The sequence below is a fragment of the Streptomyces sp. NPDC005302 genome (assembly GCF_040607345.1).
In the GTDB taxonomy this organism is placed as follows: domain Bacteria; phylum Actinomycetota; class Actinomycetes; order Streptomycetales; family Streptomycetaceae; genus Streptomyces.
Genome location: NZ_JBEXGN010000021.1, coordinates 134,234 through 148,047, shown reverse-complemented (window position 1 = coordinate 148,047; position 13,814 = coordinate 134,234). Strand labels below are relative to the sequence as shown.

The 13,814-nt window shown below is 72.6% G+C and carries 12 protein-coding genes and 1 pseudogene; 4 read left to right on the top strand and 9 right to left on the bottom strand.

All coding sequences use genetic code 11. The features are described from left to right. Positions 1 to 104: 104 nt before the first annotated feature. The 7 genes from ABZT74_RS27390 to ABZT74_RS27360 all read right to left on the bottom strand — a co-directional run bounded on the left by ABZT74_RS27390 (position 105) and on the right by ABZT74_RS27360 (position 8,532). Positions 105 to 1,649 carry a hypothetical protein gene (locus ABZT74_RS27390; protein ID WP_356438876.1) on the bottom strand — a complete coding sequence of 515 codons (1,545 nt, stop codon included), beginning with the start codon at positions 1,647 to 1,649 and terminating at the stop codon, positions 105 to 107. After that, on the bottom strand, positions 1,649 to 3,769 hold the full coding sequence (locus ABZT74_RS27385) for a hypothetical protein (protein ID WP_356438873.1): 2,121 nt from the start codon (positions 3,767 to 3,769) through the stop codon (positions 1,649 to 1,651). The genes ABZT74_RS27390 and ABZT74_RS27385 overlap by 1 nt, the downstream gene beginning before the upstream one ends. A gap of 131 nt (positions 3,770 to 3,900) precedes the next feature. Further along, positions 3,901 to 4,893: a 2-oxoglutarate and iron-dependent oxygenase domain-containing protein gene (locus tag ABZT74_RS27380; RefSeq protein ID WP_356438870.1), complete on the bottom strand. Its 993-nt coding sequence runs from the start codon at positions 4,891 to 4,893 to the stop codon at positions 3,901 to 3,903. Then, positions 4,886 to 5,344: a nucleoside deaminase gene (locus ABZT74_RS27375; protein WP_356438867.1), complete on the bottom strand. Its 459-nt coding sequence runs from the start codon at positions 5,342 to 5,344 to the stop codon at positions 4,886 to 4,888. Before ABZT74_RS27375 ends, ABZT74_RS27380 begins: the two co-directional genes overlap by 8 nt. Before the next feature lie 57 nt (positions 5,345 to 5,401). After that, on the bottom strand, positions 5,402 to 6,592 hold the full coding sequence (locus ABZT74_RS27370; protein WP_356438864.1) for an abortive phage infection protein: 1,191 nt from the start codon (positions 6,590 to 6,592) through the stop codon (positions 5,402 to 5,404). 199 nt (positions 6,593 to 6,791) lie between these two features. Next, the gene (locus tag ABZT74_RS27365; protein ID WP_356438861.1) at positions 6,792 to 7,448 is read right to left on the bottom strand and encodes a class I SAM-dependent methyltransferase; all 657 of its coding nucleotides are present in this window, start codon (positions 7,446 to 7,448) and stop codon (positions 6,792 to 6,794) included. Between the two features lie 109 nt (positions 7,449 to 7,557). After that, positions 7,558 to 8,532: a zinc-binding dehydrogenase gene (locus ABZT74_RS27360; RefSeq protein ID WP_356438858.1), complete on the bottom strand. Its 975-nt coding sequence runs from the start codon at positions 8,530 to 8,532 to the stop codon at positions 7,558 to 7,560. A 154-nt stretch (positions 8,533 to 8,686) separates the two neighbouring features. Here ABZT74_RS27360 and ABZT74_RS27355 point away from each other — a divergent pair, with 154 nt between their 5' ends. Together ABZT74_RS27355 and ABZT74_RS27350 are read left to right on the top strand one after the other, a co-directional pair. Then, on the top strand, positions 8,687 to 9,040 hold the full coding sequence (locus ABZT74_RS27355; protein WP_355878268.1) for an ArsR family transcriptional regulator: 354 nt from the start codon (positions 8,687 to 8,689) through the stop codon (positions 9,038 to 9,040). A 117-nt stretch (positions 9,041 to 9,157) separates the two neighbouring features. Continuing rightward, complete coding sequence (locus ABZT74_RS27350; protein ID WP_356176571.1) at positions 9,158 to 10,144, top strand: DMT family transporter; 987 nt, start codon at positions 9,158 to 9,160, stop codon at positions 10,142 to 10,144. Here ABZT74_RS27350 and ABZT74_RS27345 read toward each other — a convergent pair. After that, positions 10,041 to 10,934 (bottom strand): annotated as a pseudogene (locus ABZT74_RS27345) (LysR family transcriptional regulator); the annotation flags it as partial. The gene ABZT74_RS27350 and the pseudogene ABZT74_RS27345 overlap by 104 nt on opposite strands. Positions 10,935 to 10,944: 10 nt before the next feature. Next, positions 10,945 to 11,358: a PLD nuclease N-terminal domain-containing protein gene (locus tag ABZT74_RS27340; RefSeq protein ID WP_356438855.1), complete on the bottom strand. Its 414-nt coding sequence runs from the start codon at positions 11,356 to 11,358 to the stop codon at positions 10,945 to 10,947. Between the two features lie 88 nt (positions 11,359 to 11,446). Here ABZT74_RS27340 and ABZT74_RS27335 point away from each other — a divergent pair, with 88 nt between their 5' ends. Together ABZT74_RS27335 and mqnP are read left to right on the top strand one after the other, a co-directional pair. Next, a complete protein-coding gene (locus tag ABZT74_RS27335) occupies positions 11,447 to 12,898 on the top strand; it encodes a menaquinone biosynthesis decarboxylase (RefSeq protein ID WP_356176575.1) in 1,452 nt (483 codons plus the stop codon). Next, the gene (gene mqnP / locus ABZT74_RS27330) at positions 12,895 to 13,797 is read left to right on the top strand and encodes a menaquinone biosynthesis prenyltransferase MqnP (protein ID WP_355878257.1); all 903 of its coding nucleotides are present in this window, start codon (positions 12,895 to 12,897) and stop codon (positions 13,795 to 13,797) included. Before ABZT74_RS27335 ends, mqnP begins: the two co-directional genes overlap by 4 nt. Positions 13,798 to 13,814: the final 17 nt, after the last annotated feature.

The following is a 13,814-nucleotide window of genomic DNA, read 5'->3' as shown; positions in this document are numbered from 1 at the left end:
CACCTGACTCGGCCCCGCCTCTAACATCGCGTGGTGCAACCATATGGCCGGCCCCGGTGACCTGTGTCACCGGGGCCGGCCTCTTCGCGTCCGGGGTACGGCGGCTACGACGGGGGGAGGCACTCGGCCGCGGGCGGCCTGCCCTCCGGCCAGGCGAGCCGGACGAAACGCGCGCGGCTGTCGGGTGTCAGCTCCACGATCGGGACGGCCTTGTCGTACGGGTTCCCGTGGGCGTCCAGACAGATCCACCCGCTCGCCCCGTTCACCCGCAGCTGCCTGCCCTTGACCTGCGGCCACTGGAGGCCGACGTCGGCGAGCGCCGGGATCCGTCCGGTCGGCGAGGCACCCCGGATGCCGCGCACCGCGAGCCGCATGGCGTCGTAGGCGATGATCAGCTGGCCGTCGTCGAGGGCGACCTCGCCGAGCGGGCCGACCGGTCCCCGCCGCGCGCTGTCCAGCAGCCGCTGGAGGACCATGGCGTCCGCCTTGCCGCCGCCGGTGCGGGCGCGGTCCTTCAGCCAGGCGTCCGGATGGGCGAGCGCCGTGTAGCGCACGGAGATCAGCGGGTCCTTGAGCGCGGCCGGGTCGAGGTCCTTGTCGCCGGCGAGGTACGAGCCCTCGTCGCCGGTGAGGACGGTGAAGCGGCGGTCGGAGCACCCCCGGGCGCCCAGCGCGTTGATGAACTGGCGCAGCTGGGTGTGCCGGCCGGCGAACAGGACGGTGTCCGTGGCCTTCGGGGTGTTGCACAGGATGGTGGCGATCTGCGCGAAGACGTTGGCGGTGCTGCCCTCCTTGCTGCGGTCGGCGGGCGGGGTGAACGGCTGGGCCTCGTAGCGCGCGCCCTTGAGCATCTTCTCGAAGGACCCCTGGAGGGTGCGGGTGTACGGGTCGCCCGTCCGGTCGTAGACGAGGAAGGCGTTGGCGGCGGACACCTTGGCGAAGGAGGCGAGGGCGTGGGCCTCGTCGGTGTTGGTCGGGGAGACGCGGGCGAGCCCCGGGAAGGGGTCCTTGCCGTGCTGTCCGTTGGCCAGGTCGTCGGCGGTGATCGAACTCCCTATCACCGGTATGCCCCGCCGGGTCAGCTCGGCGACCGCCCGCTTGTTGTTCTCGGTGCTCAGCCCGACGCCGGTCACCGCGCGCAGCCGGTCGGAGCCCTTCGTCATGCGCTCCAGCTGGTCGACCGTGTGCCGCCAGGAGGCGCCGGTGGCACCGGGGTTGGCGAGGACGAGCCGTATCTTCGGCTTCAGCCCGGTCGTGTCGTGGTTGGCCTGGTACTGCGCGAGATAGGCGCCCTGGAGTTCGTGCTGCACGTCGTTCAGGTTGTCCGCGTCGGTGGCGGTGAAGGGTTCGAGCAGCGCGACCGTGACGTAACCGCTGGGCGCCAGACGGTGGTTCTCCCGGTTGATCGCGCGCACCGTGTCGGCGAACCGGGCGCGCCCGAAGGCGTACGTCGTCGAGGAGACGCCCACGCACTCGTCGCGGTCCGGGGGCTGGACGACCCCGGGTGCGCAGGACCGGTTCTCCTGGGTGGCGGTCAGGCCGCCCCAGACGCCGAGACCCACCAGGACGGCGGCCAGGGTGAGCGCCACGTACCGGCGGAACCGGATCTCCCAGACGTCCTCGCGCAGCCACACCCATAAGCGGGCCATCAGCGGCCTCCGTCCTCGTCGCCGGGGATGCGCAGGGCCCGGCCGGCGAGGGCGTCGGCGGGCCAGTCCCGCGAGGCACGCCACAGCAGGGCGTTGCCCGCGGGCCGCAGGTTCGACAGCTGTTCCAGCTCGAACCGCAGCCGTTCGGTGACTCGCGGGTCGGGCAGCACCAGCGGATCGGTCAGCTGCCACACGGCGTGCAGCAACCGCCGTACCCGCAGGTGCAGTACGGCGTCGACGCCCTCCGGCGGACGGTGCGCGGCGTCCGTGCGGCCGAGGGCCACGGCGGCCCGGTGGTCGTGGCCGTCGAAGTCCCGGCCGTCCGGGTCGTATGCGTGGTAGTAGGGCGCGGAGGCGATGAAGACCAGGGCGGACAGCCAGCCGCGGGTGTCGGTGCGCGGAAACGTGTCGCGCAGGTGGGCCACCGCGAAGTCCGCCGTGCCGAGGGCGAGTTCGTGGTGCAGCCGGTAGCGGGCGCTGTCCGGGGGTGCCGATTCGCCGGGGTGGTCGCAGTAGTGGTCGACGAGGGTGCGGTGCACCGCCTGCCACCGCTCGTGGTCGGGGTCCGCGTGGTGCAGTCGCAGCAGGAGCAGCGCGCGCAGGAACGGGTCGCCGACGAACTGGCCGTCCGCCGTCGCCCAGCCTTCGGAGGCGAGCCGTTCCTCCAGGTCGAGGACGCCGGAGGCGCCGAAGTCCTCGGGGAGCCGGGACTCCGCGAGCGAGCAGGCCGACTCGCGGTCGTGGGCCGCGGCGAGCACGGTCAGTTCGTCGAGGCGGCCGCCGGGCACCAGTCGCGCGAGGAGCTCCTGGTAGGCGGGGCGGCCGGCGTGGTCCTCGTGCAGGGCGACGTCGGCGGTCAGCAGTGCGCCGAGCGAGTCCGCGCCGGTGGACAGGTTCTGCCGGGCCGAGGCCGCCAGCAGGGTGATGCCGAGCGGGCTGCCGCAGGTCAGCCGGTGGGTGGCGTGTGGGAGTTGGGCGGGCAGACCGTCCGGCCCGCCGGAGGTGCCGGTGCCGCCGGACGCGGTGTCCATGATGTGCAGCGTGTCGTCGGGGGTCAGCGGCGGCAGCGCGACGAGCAGGGCCCGCGAGGACGGCGAGGTGCCGGGCCGCCAGCCGGTCTCCCGTGCGGTGTCGGGCAGGGCGAGCCGGCCCGCGTTGCGCAGCGCCGGGTGCGCGTGGCCCCGGAGCGCGGCGAAGAACACGGCCCGGTCCGCGATGCCGTCGGCGCGGTCGCGCAGCACCGGTTCGAGGAGGCCGAGTCCCGCGGGCTCCTGGACGTTGTCGATGAGCAGGACCGGGCGGCCCCGCCGGTGAGAACGCTGCACGACGCCCGCGTACGCGTCGTCGAGGTCGGCGAGCAGCGCCCGGACCAGATGGCGTTCCGCGTGCCGGCGGGAGTCGCCGCCCGCCCGGAAGTGCCGGGAGAGCAGGATCAGCGCGAGCTTGGGGCTGCCGCCCGCGTTCGGGTAGTCCCGGTACCAGGTGGCGGCCTTGCGCAGGCGGCGGTGGGCCGGCGCGACGCCCTCCGCGAAGGCCTCCAGGGTGGCCTCGATGATGGGTTCCACGACGGGGCCCGTCCCGCTCATCGACGCGACGAGCTTGGAGACCACCTTGCTCACCCAGCGCCCGGCGAACCCGGACAGCCACGAGTCGGTCTCGTTCAGCAGCAGGATCCGTTCCGCCTCCTGCCGGATGCGGGGCACGTCCCGGTTGCTCCAGCCTCCCGCCGCCACGGCGAGGAGCCCGGAGGAGAGGCGTGGGAACGCGATCCTCCCGGCGCCCTTCACCGGTTCGGCGAGTTGCTCCGCGGCCGTGGTGAGCGCCTGGCCGACCGGGGACCAGGACTCCGCGGGGCGTTCGGCGGGCGGCGCGGCGAACTGCCGGTCCTCGCCGTCGACCAGGGCGACCGGTGTGTGCCACCGGTAGGCCTCGCGCAGTTCCTGGAGCACGGCGGTCTTGCCGAGCCCCCGGCCGCCGGTGAGCACCACGAAGGGTGGCTCACCCGCGTGTTCGTACGGTGTGGCGCGCAACTGGTACGGACGCAGTCCAACCAGTCGTGACGCGAGTCCGGGCGGATCGGTGTCGAACAGCGCCCCTCTGCCGTGCAGCCCTGCGTGCACCGCATCTCCCCCCGGTCCGCGGTCCGTTCCCGATGTGCTGCTGTGAGGTGTATCAACAACAGTGTAAAAAGGGGGAGTTGATTCGGGATAGGTCACTTGGTGACTGTTCGGTTACGAAAACGTTCGAGCTGTCAACCGACAGTGATCGAATTGAGCTTCTCCCGCAGGTAGGCGTGCGAGTCGACGGGTTCGTACGCGACGCGGCCCACCGGGGCGGGCACCGACTCGACCAGCGTCCCCGGCGTGCATTCGCCGAAGTAGACGAGCGAGATCAGCTCCTCGGCGGGCGCGTCGGCGGGCGGCGGCAGGACCCGGTGCCGTCCCGAACGCCACCGGTCGCCGGTCCAACGGGCCATCAGGTCACCGATGTTGATGGTGAACGCGGCCGGGTCGAAGGGTGCGTCCTCCCAGCCGCCCTCGTCCGTGAACACCTGGAGCCCGCCCTTGCCGGCCTGCCGGTCGAGGATGGTGACCGTGCCGAAGTCGGTGTGCGGGCCGATCCGGAACTGGCCCGGCTCCGGCGCGCCGACGACGTCCGTTCCCGGGTACCAGTTGATGTTGAAGCCGTAGGTCGGGTGGTCCATGTGCCGGGTGAAGAAGTCCGGTTCGAGGCCGAGTGCCTCACCGAGCAGCTCCAGCAGGTGGTTCTCCAGCTCGCCCATCCGCGCCAGGTACTCCTCGCACAGGGCCCGCAGCCCGGGGGCCTCGGCGGGCCAGACGTTCGGCGCGTACCACTCGGCGTTCGTCCGCGGGTCCGCGAACGGCTCGTGCGTCGCGAACGTCAGCGACTCCTTGAGGTCCGGCGGGGTCTCGGTGCCCTCCGCGTACCCGTTGGCCTCGGCGCCCGGCCCGAGCCACCCGCGTCCGCCGACCCGGGCGGCGTACGGCTCCTTCGCCCCGGCGGGCAGCGCGAAGAAGGCGCGGGCCGCCTCGCGGATCCGCACGCGCAGGGCGGGGTCCACGCCGTGCCCGGTGACGAGCAGGAACCCGGCCGTGCGGAGCGCCTCGTCGATGGTCCGGGCGATCGCGGCGCGGGCTTCCGCGTCCCCCGACAGCCACGGGCGGAGGTCGACGGTCGGGACGCGCGGCGCCGCGGGGTCCGTGGGGTCCGTGGGGTCACTCACCGATGTCCTCGTTCCACAGCTCGGGGTTGCCCTCGATGAAGTCGCGCATCAGGCCCGTGCACTCCGGGTCGTCGAGCAGCACGATCTCCACCCCGTGCTCGGCGAGCCAGTCGTGGCCGCCGTGGAAGGTGGCCGCCTCGCCGACGACGACCCGGGAGATGCCGAACTGCCGGACCAGGCCGCTGCAGTACCAGCACGGCGAGAGGGTCGTCACCATCGTCGTGCCGCGGTAGGTCCGCTGCCGTCCGGCGTCGCGGAACGCGGCCGTCTCGCCGTGCGCCGAGGGGTCCCCGTCCTGGACCCGGCGGTTGTGGCCCCGGCCGAGCAGGGTGCCGTCCGCGCCGTACAGCGCGGCCCCGATGGGGATGCCGCCCTCGGCGAGCCCGGCGCGGGCCTCCGCCACGGCGGTCGCGAGCCATGCCCGCGCCTGTGCCTGATCGATGCGCTCCATGCCCCCACTCTGCGGTGGGCGCTCCCCGGGGGCAACGTGCGCAGGCCGTCGGCGCGGTCAGCTCCGGCGGTGGCGGCCGTACTGGCGGGACAGCGCGTGGAAGGCCTCCTTCGGCTCCCAGTGGACCCCGGCGGCCGGGTCCCCGGGACGCTTCTCGATCGTCTTCACGATGCTGTAGCTCGCCATGTCGAGGTCGTGACGCGGGTCGTGGCGGCGGTGCGGGGCGTCGCGGGTGACGAAGGTGTACGCCATCGCCGCGTACAGCCCCGCCGCCTCGAACGCGGCCAGCACGTCCGTCAGGTAGGCCGCCTGCGCGCGCTCGCTGCGGACCAGGCCGGCCCTGATCTCCGGCGGGTCCTTCGTGTAGTCGACGACGTCCCAGCCCATGCCGCCCTGCTCCGGCGCGCCCCGGAACGTGCAGCAGCCGAACTCCATGATGGCGACGGGCTTCCCGAAGCGCTTGTACCGCGCGAGGTCGCGGAGGTAGTCCGACGGGCGCCGGAAGAACCCGTAGTAGTCGATGCCCACGAGGTCGAAGAGTGCCCAGTCGACGTCCTCGTCCTGTGCGGCGGCGTACGTCAGCGGTCCGTGGAACACGGACCGGGCCGTCCTCGCCGCCTTCGCGGTGAACCGGTGCAGCCGCCGCGCCATGACGACGGGGTCGAAGTTCCCCTTGAGCAGGTTCTCCACCCGCTCCTGGATGTTCGCGCCGGGCACGATGCCGGGGACGTACAGCACGAACTCGCAGCCGACGCTGAGGTGTACCCCGGCGCCCTGCCGGCGCAGCCGCTCGGCGGACCGGCCCGTCTCCGCGAGATGGTCGAGGATGTCCCGCTCGGGCACGTCGCCGAGGGTCGGTTCGAGCCAGACGTGCAGCCCGCGCTCCGCCGCCTCGGCCGCCGTCGCGGTGAGCCGTCCGACGCCGTCGCCGGTCACCTTGACGGAGTCGGCGTGCAGGTCGTGGGCGACGGCGCGCAGGTCCGCGCGCATGTCCCGCAGGTTCCAGCCGGTCGCGGGCGTCTCCCCGTCCCCGACCTCGTACACCACTCCCCGGTGGGTGAGCCCGCGCCGGCCGCCCGCCACCGGCGCCGTCGTGCCGGCCCGCTCGCGTGCCGTCGGCGGAGCCCCGGCGGCGGATGCCGCTCCTGCCTGCCCCGCCGCCGCCACGGGCAGTACGGCGGCCGCGCCCCCGACGGCCGCGGCCATTCCCAGAAACCGTGCCCGGCTGATCCCCGGCGTCCCCTGCATCCCGCGCCTCCCGGCTCCGCGCCCACCTGCTTCGTCCAGGTCCCAGTCTGGAAAACGCACGGCACGGCCCGCGTCCGCCGATGGTCTACGGGGGCGCGCCGAAGGGATGAGAACGGAGGGGACGGGAGGGCACTTGGACGGACCGGGCCACGTCCGAGGGCGACTCGCGGGAGGGCCGCCGCCCCCGGGCCCGGACGCCTCAGGAGTTCTCGGGCCTCCGGGCCAGGAGGAAGCCCTGCGCGGTCCTCTCCAGGCCGTACTCCGTCAGCTCGGCCTCGCGGACCAGCCGGACCGCCTCCTGCAGGCCGGCGTCCGCGAGGAGTTCGGCGACACGGTCGGGCCGGAAGCTGTACACGTCGAGGTCCACGTCGTGGCCGTACGCGTGCTCCAGGAGGATCTGTTCGTCGCCCGCCTTGAAACCGATGAGCAGGTATCCGCCGGGGGCGAGCACGCGGCGGAACTCCGCGAACAGCGGCGGCAGTTCCTCGACAGGGACGTGCACGGTGGACGACCAGACGAGTGCCCCGGCGAGCGACCCGTCGGCCAGGTCGAGGTCCGCCATCGTGCCCACCGAGAAGCGCAGGTGCGGGTACGCGGCGCGGGCGACCTCGATCATCCCGGGCGACAGGTCGATCCCGAACGCGTCGAGCCCCAGCCCCTCCAGGTGGATGGTCATCCGCCCCGGCCCGCAGCCGAGGTCCCCGACCGGGCCGCCCCCGCCGGCCCGCACCCGCTTCGCGAACTCGGCGAGCAGCGCGGTCTCCAGGGGCTGGGCGACCTCGCCGCTGAACAGCTTGGCGTAGTCGGCGGCGACGGTGTCGTACGAGGCGCGGGTGGAGTCCAGGCGTGTGGTCATGGCGGGGAAGAGTAGACCGCCCCACTGACAACGCCGTCCCAACGGCCGCCCGCGCGAGGGCGGTTCGTGCTCAGCTCGGGCGTTCACCCGGCGCGTGGCCCCCCGGCCGTCAGTCCGCCACCCTCAGCAGCAGCTTGCCCGTGCTCGTCCGTGCCCCCATCAGCGCGTGCGCGTCCCCGGCCTTCTCCAGGGCGAACTCCGCCGTCACCGGCAGGGTGACGGTCCCGTCGGCCACCGTCGCGAACGCCCGCTCGGCGAGGGCGCGCAGCACGTCCGGTGCCGTCCGGGCCAGGCCGAGGATCGAGAACCCGGCGACCGACAGGCCCGTCGGGTACAGCTCCGGCTGGCCCACCGTCCAGGGCTCCGCCGAACTCGCGTTGCCGAAGGAGAGCAGCCGGCCGAAGGGGGCGAGGGACGCGAGGCCGTGGCGCAGGGTCTCGCCGCCGACCGGGTCCAGGACCAGGTCCACGCCCCGCCCCCCGGTCGCCGCCCTGACCTCGTCGGCGAAGGAGCCGACGAACACCTCGTCGTAGCCGTACCCGAGGGCGAACTCGGCCTTCGGCGCCGCCGACACCACGCCGTACACCGCGCCCGCCCCCGCAGCCCGCGCGAGCTGGCCCAGCACCGTGCCCACGCCGCCCGCCGCGCCCTGCACGAGGAGTGTCTCGCCGGGCTGGAGGCGGCCCACAGAGTGCAGCAGGGCGTACGCCGTGGGCAGCACGGTCGGGAGGGTGGCACCGGCGCGCAGGCCGATCCCGGACGGCAGGGGGAAGACGGTCACCGCGTCGGCCACGGTGACCTCCGCGTACGCCCCGCCCTCCGTCAGTGCCGCGACCTCCTGCCCGGCCCGCAGTCCCGTGACGCCCGGGCCGACCGCCCTGACCAGGCCCGAGACCTCCAGCCCCGGCACGAAGGGCAGCCGCGGTACCCGGTAGCCCTCCGATCTGGCCTTCAGATCCGCGAAGTTGACGCCCGTGTAGGCCACGTCGATGCTCACCTGCCCGGGGCCCGGCGCGGGGACCTCCGCGTCCACGACCCGCAGTACCTCGGGACCGCCGTACTCCTGGAACTCGACCGCTCGCATGGCTCACTCCTGGCTGATGCTCGGCTGGGCAGCCGACGGCCCGCGCGGACCGGATCGCCGCACAGACTGTTCAATGAAAAGCGAACACTCCGGAGTGTATGGTTTTCATCGAACACTCGGCAAGGGGATCAGGGAAACAGCAGGGGAGACCGGCGTGGCGGAGCGGACGAGTCACCGGGCGGCGCCCGAGCACACCCATCCCGACGAGGTCTCCGCGCAGAGCGCGTTCGCCGCGCTCGCCGACCCCGTACGGATCCGGCTGGTCCGTGAACTGGCCGGCTCGGCGGAGTGGAGCCGCAGTTGCGGCAGCTTCGACGTGCCCGTCGGCAAGGCGGCCCTCAGCCACCACTTCGCCGTGCTGCGCGGCGCGGGCCTGGTCGAACAGCGCGACGAGGGCCCCAGGCGGGTCAACCGGCTGCGCCGGGAGGAGTTCGAGGCCCGCTTCCCCGGGCTCCTCGCCCTCGCCCTGCGCGAGGAGCCCGCCGCCGTCCGGAACGCCGGCTCCTAGCCGCCCGGCCGACGGAGGACGGCCGACGGGAGCGGATCGGCGCCGCCGATGGGCCCATCGGCAGGACGCCCCACCAGCCCGTGGCCTCCGCCGGGCCCCCGCTCCTACCGTCGGCACATGACCTCAGCCACCTCCGCCGGCGCGACCGAGAACAAGGGTGCCGCCCAGCTCACCGCCGCCATGATGCTCTCCGGCACCCTCGGCGTCTTCGTCGTCGAGTCCGGTGCCTCGCCCCTGAACGTCGTCTTCTTCCGCGTCGTGTTCGGAGCCCTCGCCCTCGGCGGCTACGCCCTGGCCCGCGGCTACTTCCGCGGCCACGGCTTCACCCCGCGCACCCTCGGACTCGCCGCGCTCGGCGGGGTGCTCATCGTCCTCAACTGGGTCCTGCTCTTCCAGTCGTACGAGAACACCTCGATCTCCGTCGCCACCGTCGTCTACCACACGCAGCCGTTCTACGTGGTGCTGCTCGGCGCACTGCTTTTCCGGGAGCGGGTCACCGCCTCGAAGGCCGGGTGGATCGTCCTCGCCTTCGCCGGTCTGGTCCTCGTGTCGGGCGTCTCCCCGGCCGACCTCACCCACGGCGGTGCCTACCTCACCGGAATCGGCCAGGCGCTCCTCGCCGCGCTCCTGTACGGGCTGTCCACCCTGGTCACGAAGCGCATCACCGGCGTACGGCCGCACCTGATCGCCCTCGTGCAGGTACTCGTCGGCATCCCGCTGCTGCTGCCGTTCGCCGACTTCGGCGCGATGCGCGGGACCGGCGCGGACTGGGCCTGGCTGGTCGGCCTCGGGGTGGTCCACACCGGGCTGATGTACGTCCTGATGTACGCCGCGTACGCCAAGCTCCCGACCGCGAAGATCGCCGTCCTCGCCTTCACCTACCCGGCCGTCGCGATGGTCATGGACTGGGCGGTCTACGGCCACCACATCGGGCTCGTCCAGGCACTCGGCGTCCCGCTGATCGTGACGGCGAGCCTGAGGGTCACGCTTCCCCGGGCGGGCCGGACTCCTCGGACACCAGCTGCCGCGCCCGCTCCACGAACAGCCGCGCGTGCGCCGGAAGCCGCTTCCCGGCCCGCCACGCCAGCTGCGTGCGAAGCGTGAACGGCGGCTCCCAGCCGAGCCGTACGAGCGTTCCCCGCTCCAGTTCCGCGGCGACCGTCACCTCGGGCAGCAACGCGATCCCGAGGCCGGCCGCCGCGGCCTGCTTGGTCGCCTCGATCGTGCCGAACTCCGTGAAGGCGACGGAAGCGCCGCTCGGGACCGCCCTGTTGAGTTCACGCTCGAACAAGTCCCGGTAGGCACAGCCCGGTTCGGTGGCGAGCAGCGACTGGTCCGCGAGGCCGGCCGTGGCGGGTGCCGTACCGGCGAGCGGATGGCCGGGCGCGGCGACCAGCGCCAGCGGCTCCACGGCGAGGACCGCGACCTCCAGACCCGCGTGCTCGGTCTCCTCCTCCATGAGGAAGCCGACGTCGTACGTGCCCTGGCGCAGCGCCTGGCGGGTCTCGTCGCCGATGGTCGTCCGCAGCGAGAGCCGGACCCGGGGGTGGCGGTGGTGGAAGAGCTCCAGGAGCGGCAGCAGCCGGTAGGAGGTGAGCGACTCCATCGTGCCGACGGTGAGGGCGCCGGACGGTTCCCCGGCGCCGACCACGGCGGCCCGCGCCTCCTCGGTCAGCTCGATGATCTGCCGGGCGTACGGCAGCAGCCGCTCGCCCGCCTCGGTGAGCCGGATCCTGCTGCCCAGCCGGTCGAACAGCTCCGTGCCCAGCGAGGTCTCCAGGGCGCGGATCTGACTGGTCACGCTGGACTGCGCGTACGCCAGCTCGGCCGCCGCCCGGGTGAAGCTCAGCACGGTCGCGACCTTCTCGAAGGTCACCAGCAGGCGCAGTTCCATGGCGTGGCTCTCAGGACTCCTCGTCGGACCGGCTCTGGTCCTCGCGCCGCTTCAGCTCCTCCTCGCGGCGCCGCAGGTCGGCCTCCCAGTCCTTCAGATGCGTCTCGTCCCTGCGGCCCTCGTCCTTTCGGTTCTCCGCCTTGAGGGAGTCGAGGAACTCGGGGTTGTCGTCGGGGGCTACGAACCGCGCGCGCTGCCCGCGGGACCCCTCGGAGGAGGCCACGCCGCCCGCGGGACCCCGCCGGTCGCGGCCCGCGACCAGCCAGGCGACGGGACCGACCAGCACCTCGCCGAAGAGCAGGATGATGATCACCCACACCACCTTGGGGAGGCCCCTGACCTCCTCCTCCGGCGTGTTCAGGCAGTCGATGAAGGCGTAGATCCACAACGCCAGCACCAGCAGAAACGGCAGATACCTGAGCATGGCCGAACGGTCCCCCAGTGAGCGGTGGCGGGGCGGCACGGGGCCCCGGTGACGGGCACAGGTTAGCGGGTGGCCGATACTTGGACACATGGCTTACGACGATCTTCGCTCCCTGCTCAGGGCGCTGGAGCGCGAGGGAGACCTCAAGCGCATCAAGGCCGAGGTGGATCCGTACCTGGAGGTCGGGGAGATCGTCGACCGGGTGCAGAAAGCGGGCGGTCCCGCGCTCCTCTTCGAGAACGTGCGCGGCGCGGCGATGCCGCTCGCGATGAACGTCTTCGGCACCGACCGCCGTCTGCTGAAGGCCCTCGGCCTGAAGTCGTACAGCGACATCTCCGACAAGATCGGCGGACTGCTCCGGCCGGAGCTGCCGCAGGGCTTCGTCGGGATGCGCGAGGCCTTCGGGAAGCTCGGCGCGATGGCGCACGTGCCGCCGAAGAAGGTCAAGGACGCGCCGGTGCAGGAGGTGGTGCTGCGCGGCGACGACGTCGACCTCGACATGCTGCCCGCCCTGTTCACCTGGCCCGAGGACGGCGGCTCCTTCTTCAACCTGGGGCTCACCCACACCAAGGACCCCGAGTCCGGTGTCCGCAACCTCGGTCTGTACCGGCTCCAGCGCCACGACAAGCGCACCATCGGCATGCACTGGCAGATCCACAAGGACAGCCGGAACCACTACCAGGTGGCGGCCCGCAAGGGCGAGCGGCTGCCGGTGGCCATCGCCTTCGGCTGCCCGCCCGCCGTGACGTACGCCTCCACGGCGCCGCTCCCCGGGGACATCGACGAGTACCTCTTCGCCGGGTTCGTCCAGGGCAAGCGGATCGAGATGGTCGACTGCAAGACCGTGCCGCTCCAGGTCCCGGCGAACGCCGAGGTCGTCCTGGAGGGCTGGCTGGAGCCGGGCGAGATGCTGCCCGAGGGCCCCTTCGGCGACCACACCGGGTTCTACACCCCGCAGGAGCCGTTCCCGGCGCTGACCATCGACTGCGTGACGATGCGCAAGCGGCCGCTGCTCCAGTCGATCGTGGTGGGCCGGCCCCCGACGGAGGACGGGCCCCTGGGCCGGGCGACGGAGCGGTTCTTCCTGCCCCTGCTGAAGATCATCGTGCCGGACATCGTGGACTACCACCTGCCGGAGGCGGGCGGATTCCACAACTGCGCGATCGTCTCGATCGACAAGAAGTACCCGAAGCACGCCCAGAAGGTCATGCACGCCGTCTGGGGCGCCCACATGATGTCCCTGACGAAGCTCATCGTGGTCGTCGACGCGGACTGCGACGTCCACGACCTGCACGAGGTCGCCTGGCGGGCGCTCGGCAACACGGACTACGGCCGCGACCTCACCGTCGTGGAGGGTCCGGTCGACCATCTCGACCACGCCTCCTACCAGCAGTTCTGGGGCGGCAAGGCGGGCATCGACGCGACGAAGAAATGGCCCGAGGAGGGCTACACCCGGGACGGCGGCTGGCCCGAGATGGTGCTGTCCGACCCGGAGACGGCGGCGAAGGTCGACCGCCGCTGGAAGGAGTACGGGCTGTGAGTTCAGCTTCCGCGGCGCTTCCGCAGCCGGGCCGCACCAAGGCCTTCCTGCGGCTCGTCATGATCGAGCACTCGGTGTTCGCGCTGCCCTTCGCGTACATCGCGGCGCTCACCGCGATGTACGAGTGGGACGGGAACATCCACTGGGGGCGGCTGTTCCTGGTGACCGTGGCCATGGTCGGGCTGCGCACGTTCGCGATGGCCGCGAACCGGATCATCGACCGCGAGATCGACGCCCGCAATCCGCGCACGGCCCACCGCGAGCTGGTCACCGGCGCGATGAGCGTCAAGCACGCCTGGACGGGCGCCTTCGTCGCGCTCGTCTTCTTCCTCGGTGCCGCCGCGCTGCTCAACCCGCTCTGCCTGGCGCTCGCGCCGATCGCGGTCATCCCGATGGTCGTCTATCCGTACGGCAAGCGGTTCACGAACTTCCCGCAGGCCATCCTCGGTCTCGCCCAGGCCATGGGCCCGATCGGCGCCTGGATCGCGATCACCGGCACCTGGTCCTGGGACGCCGTGATCCTCGGCCTCGCGGTCGGCGTCTGGATCGGCGGCTTCGACCTGATCTACGCGTGCCAGGACGTCGAGACCGACCGGGAGATCGGCGTGATGTCGGTGCCGGCCCGGTTCGGCATCCCGGCCGCGATCCAGGGCGCACGCGTCTGCCACGCGGTGACCACCGGCCTGTTCGTCTGGTACGCGCTGGCCACCGGAGCGGGCGCGTTCTTCTGGCTGGGCCTCGTGATCGTGGCGGCCGCCTTCCTCTACGAGCACTCCATCGTGAAGCCGCACGACCTGTCCCGCCTGAACCGCGCCTTCTTCCAGGTCAACGGATTCATCGGCATCGCCCTGTTCGCGTGCGCCCTGCTGGATCTGCTGGTGCGCGGGCTCACGGTCTGAATCCGGGCAGTGGCCGG

Bases quoted from the DNA above. Each gene is read 5' to 3' on its own strand.
- ABZT74_RS27390 (WP_356438876.1), bottom strand. From the start codon at position 1,649: ATGGCCCGCTTATGGGTGTGGCTGCGCGAGGACGTCTGGGAGATCCGG.
- ABZT74_RS27375 (WP_356438867.1), bottom strand. From the start codon at position 5,344: ATGGAGCGCATCGATCAGGCACAGGCGCGGGCATGGCTCGCGACCGCC.
- ABZT74_RS27370 (WP_356438864.1), bottom strand. From the start codon at position 6,592: ATGCAGGGGACGCCGGGGATCAGCCGGGCACGGTTTCTGGGAATGGCC.
- ABZT74_RS27365 (WP_356438861.1), bottom strand. From the start codon at position 7,448: ATGACCACACGCCTGGACTCCACCCGCGCCTCGTACGACACCGTCGCC.
- ABZT74_RS27360 (WP_356438858.1), bottom strand. From the start codon at position 8,532: ATGCGAGCGGTCGAGTTCCAGGAGTACGGCGGTCCCGAGGTACTGCGG.
- ABZT74_RS27350 (WP_356176571.1), top strand. From the start codon at position 9,158: ATGACCTCAGCCACCTCCGCCGGCGCGACCGAGAACAAGGGTGCCGCC.
- ABZT74_RS27340 (WP_356438855.1), bottom strand. From the start codon at position 11,358: ATGCTCAGGTATCTGCCGTTTCTGCTGGTGCTGGCGTTGTGGATCTAC.
- ABZT74_RS27335 (WP_356176575.1), top strand. From the start codon at position 11,447: ATGGCTTACGACGATCTTCGCTCCCTGCTCAGGGCGCTGGAGCGCGAG.